Genomic DNA, 3,490 nt, shown 5'->3' on the forward strand with positions numbered 1-3,490 from the left:
GATCCTCATTCGCATTCATAACCAAAATGGTTTGGGTCATCACCGAAATAATCGCAAAAAGAACCAAACCGACACTTACCATCAAAAGAGCTTCTTTAAAAGAAGAAACATCCATACTGCTAAACATCAAATGGACCAATCCACCCAATACACCTAAAGCCAAAACGACAGGGGTATAGTTAATTTTATTCGGATCTTTGTAAACAGATGTATGGCGTAAAAACAAAAGTGACATAACACCAATGATTATAAGGAGATCAATACTAAACATTTTTAGCCTTTATTACAAATGATATCAATAAGATGATCCGGAGAAGAGGCAAAATAATCCCCCTCTCCTAAAGAACTGAATCCCCATCCTGCGAAGATTCCGGCAATTCCGGCACGAGAGGCTGCTTCCATATCTTTGGAGTTATCTCCAATCATCCAAGCACGATCCATACCTGATCGGTAATGGTGACGCTTTAGATGGTACTGAAGCATTTGCGGATGAGGTTTAGGAGTCTCAACATAATCTGCTCCGATGATAGAATCAAAAAAATGATCCAATTCCAAATGAGTGAGCATCCGCTTAGCAAAAAGTGTGGGTGCGTTGGTCGCAACTCCCATTTTAACGCCATGAGAACTCAATTTAGCCAGTATCTCCGGTATCCTATCATACGCTTTAAGATTTTGAATACACTGATAAAAATAGTGTTCTTCAAAAAGTGATTTGGCATGGGATTCATACAAATCGGTTCCATAAAAGAGGTATGCTAAATTACGCTGATGCGTATTAATCGCATCGATAATCGATTGCACTTCGAGGGGAGCTAGATTATAGATCGATTTACGCACATAATTGATAGAGAGGGTAATATCCAATCCCGAATCGATCAGGGTTCCATCCATATCAAAGAGGGCTATACGACGCATTTATCTCATTTTCTCATAAAGTTCTTTCAGAGTTTGAACAAATAAAGGATGATCATTTGGACAACGACAAACACGATATTCTTCAAATTTAAGCTCATGAGCTACTTCGGCATATTCGATCGAGAGTTCAAAATCAGTTTCGGAATTATCGATTGTAAAAGCAATTGGAACAATAATAACACGTTTGTTCTCTAATTCATGCAGTGTTGTAGCCAAATCAGGTTCCAACCACTTCATCGGACCCACTTTGGACTGATACGCCAAGTGAACACGATTAAATCGAATTCCTTGCTCTATCATCAAAGATTTCATTAATCCCACATGAGCTATTACATGGCGCTGATACGGATCACCCTGATTCACAATTTTTTGCGGTAAACCGTGAGCCGAAAAAATAATATCAAAATTTTGTGCATCATCATCTCTTAGCGATTCTTTGATACGCTCTATCAGACATGCGTTATAGCCACGATGCATAAAAAAATGTTTAATTTCAACCGTAATAACATCCCAACCGATCAAATGGGCAACCATCTCGAAATCATCCAACGATGACTGAGTTGTTGTTGTGGAGTATTGGGGATACAGAGGAATAAGGTAGACTTTTTCAATTCCCTGTCCTTTCAGTCTCATACACACTTCCTGAGCCATCGGTGGAGTATAACGCATGACAAAATCGACAACTACATCGGTTCCAATTGTTTTTTCCAATGCCTGCACTAAATGATGCGTATGCTCTACCAACGGTGATTTCCCCCCGATTTTACGATAAATATCCTGAGATTTTTCGGTACGTGTCAACGTAATTATTCCGGCAATAAATCGACGTAGTAATTTCGATTTGGTTCGGATAATATAAGGGTCATTGAACATATTATGCAAAAATACTTCTACTTCGTTCAGATTATTGGGTCCACCCATATTTAATAAGACAATTGCCTCTTTCATACCTTATATTATCCATTCGTTTTTTAAGAAAGTGTACCATAACGTCCTGTTAAATTTTACGATTATAAAAAAAAATAAAGCTTTTTGATCTATAATGACTTTAGAGTATAGAAAAATGAGGAGGAGAGATGCTGATTAAACGTACAGCACTATCACTGATTTTACTGATAGTATCCTTGTATGCCGAGAGTCAAAGACGTGAACCGTCTCTTTTTTTAGAATACGAGCGTGAACTTAAAAAAACAAATGAATCACAAAAAATTGATGAAAATCCATTCATCAAAACAGTGCCTTATCTTATCATAACCAAACCGACTCCTCCATCTGAACCGGTCGTAAAAGCGGTAGCGTATACTGCTCCGATACTTAAAAATGAAAAAGTCACAACGGATTCAATCGGGCAAGATATCAAACCATTTTTGCTTGTTCCAAAGCCTACCGCTATCGCCTTAAAAGAATCAATTCCAGATAAGATTGAAGAACCGATTACAAAAACACAAAAAATTGTTCACAATATTAGAAATGTAAAAGACAAAGTATTGGCACGTGCAAAAGATTTTCTAGGAACCCCCTATGGGTTTGGAAATAAAGACGGTGAGCGAACCGACTGTTCAGGCTTTACACAGCAAGTATATCGCCAATTCGGTATTACGCTTCCACGCAGCGCTGCCGAACAAGCTCAACTCGGTGAAGATGTCAACATAGATGACTTACAAGTCGGTGATTTACTCTTTTATCGAACTTATAAATCAGACCCATCTCATGTTGCTATTTATGCAGGTGATGGACAAATCATCCACGCATCGTATGCCAATCAAAAAGTGCAATACGATTCAATCGACAAAGGATATTATAAACAACGGTTTATGTACGCTAAACGTCTGGCATTAAATGAGCCGGATTATGGTGAATAAGAAATGTCAGCCCTTTATTCTACTCTTGATCAACACTGGCTTTGGAAGGAAGTTTATACAAAGCTCGATATCTCTTCACCAGCATATCACTATTGGAATGACACACGTCATATTAAACTTAATCGCTATGTATTTCTCGAAAAATCTACTCTTCCTAGTAAATATGCCCATATTGAAGAGGAACTCACGGATCTTAGCGGATATCTCCCGACTCAATACGCAGCAACACAACTCGGTATTGATAGTCATATTTTTAGTTACAAAAAAATGCGCCTTTATAATCAATTCGAATACAAGTTTGTCAATGAGATCAAATTCGTAAATCTTAAACGATTTTTTCTCGAAAACGGGATAAAAATCGGTAAAAAAAGCTATGTTCATATGGCAAGATTGGATGAACTGATTATTACCGCCGATTCACGTTTTTATCGGATTGATGACAACTACGGAGTTGTTGTTTACGACTGACGCTTTGCCCAGCGAGGAAAAAATCGTGACGGAGACAAAGTTAGATTCAATTCTTTCCCCTCACCCAACCATTCACCCAACCATTCACCCAACCATTCACCCAACCGTTTTGCCAAATACGGCGCGAGGACAAATCCGTAACCTCCTGAGCCGTTGATCATCGTCAGATTTGGATAGTAGATATACTCCGATGGATCAATTCTCTCACCGTGTCGCAGATGGGGATATTTGCTCAATGTTGCCTC

Annotated in this window: 4 protein-coding genes and 2 pseudogenes; 2 read left to right on the forward strand and 4 right to left on the reverse strand. The window is 38.5% G+C overall.

From position 1 onward, the window contains the following. The 3 genes and pseudogenes from WA010_RS06805 to hemH all read right to left on the reverse strand — a co-directional run. Positions 1-271, reverse strand: a pseudogene (locus WA010_RS06805) (hypothetical protein); the annotation flags it as partial. A 2-nt stretch (positions 272-273) separates the two neighbouring features. After that, positions 274-915, reverse strand: a complete 642-nt coding sequence (locus tag WA010_RS06810) for an HAD family hydrolase (RefSeq protein WP_422556390.1) — start codon at positions 913-915, stop codon at positions 274-276. After that, entirely contained in the window at positions 916-1,863 is a 948-nt protein-coding gene (gene hemH / locus WA010_RS06815) for a ferrochelatase (protein WP_422556391.1), read from the reverse strand. A 128-nt stretch (positions 1,864-1,991) separates the two neighbouring features. Here hemH and WA010_RS06820 point away from each other — a divergent pair, with 128 nt between their 5' ends. Next, positions 1,992-2,777, forward strand: a complete 786-nt coding sequence (locus WA010_RS06820) for a C40 family peptidase (protein ID WP_422556392.1) — start codon at positions 1,992-1,994, stop codon at positions 2,775-2,777. Positions 2,778-2,780: 3 nt separating this feature from the next. Then, positions 2,781-3,245 carry a hypothetical protein gene (locus WA010_RS06825; RefSeq protein WP_422556393.1) on the forward strand — a complete coding sequence of 155 codons (465 nt, stop codon included), beginning with the start codon at positions 2,781-2,783 and terminating at the stop codon, positions 3,243-3,245. On the opposite strand, the pseudogene WA010_RS06830 reads toward WA010_RS06825, so the two are convergent. Next, positions 3,236-3,490 (reverse strand): annotated as a pseudogene (locus WA010_RS06830) (hypothetical protein); the annotation flags it as partial. The gene WA010_RS06825 and the pseudogene WA010_RS06830 sit on opposite strands and share 10 nt — an antisense overlap.

Source organism: Sulfuricurvum sp., from assembly GCF_049305995.1.
Classification (GTDB): Bacteria; Campylobacterota; Campylobacteria; order Campylobacterales; family Sulfurimonadaceae; genus Sulfuricurvum.

Excerpts from the sequence above, each read along its gene's own strand:
- WA010_RS06810 (WP_422556390.1), bottom strand. The coding sequence starts at position 915 with ATGCGTCGTATAGCCCTCTTTGATATGGATGGAACCCTGATCGATTCG.
- hemH (WP_422556391.1), bottom strand. The coding sequence starts at position 1,863 with ATGAAAGAGGCAATTGTCTTATTAAATATGGGTGGACCCAATAATCTG.
- WA010_RS06820 (WP_422556392.1), top strand. The coding sequence starts at position 1,992 with ATGCTGATTAAACGTACAGCACTATCACTGATTTTACTGATAGTATCC.
- WA010_RS06825 (WP_422556393.1), top strand. The coding sequence starts at position 2,781 with ATGTCAGCCCTTTATTCTACTCTTGATCAACACTGGCTTTGGAAGGAA.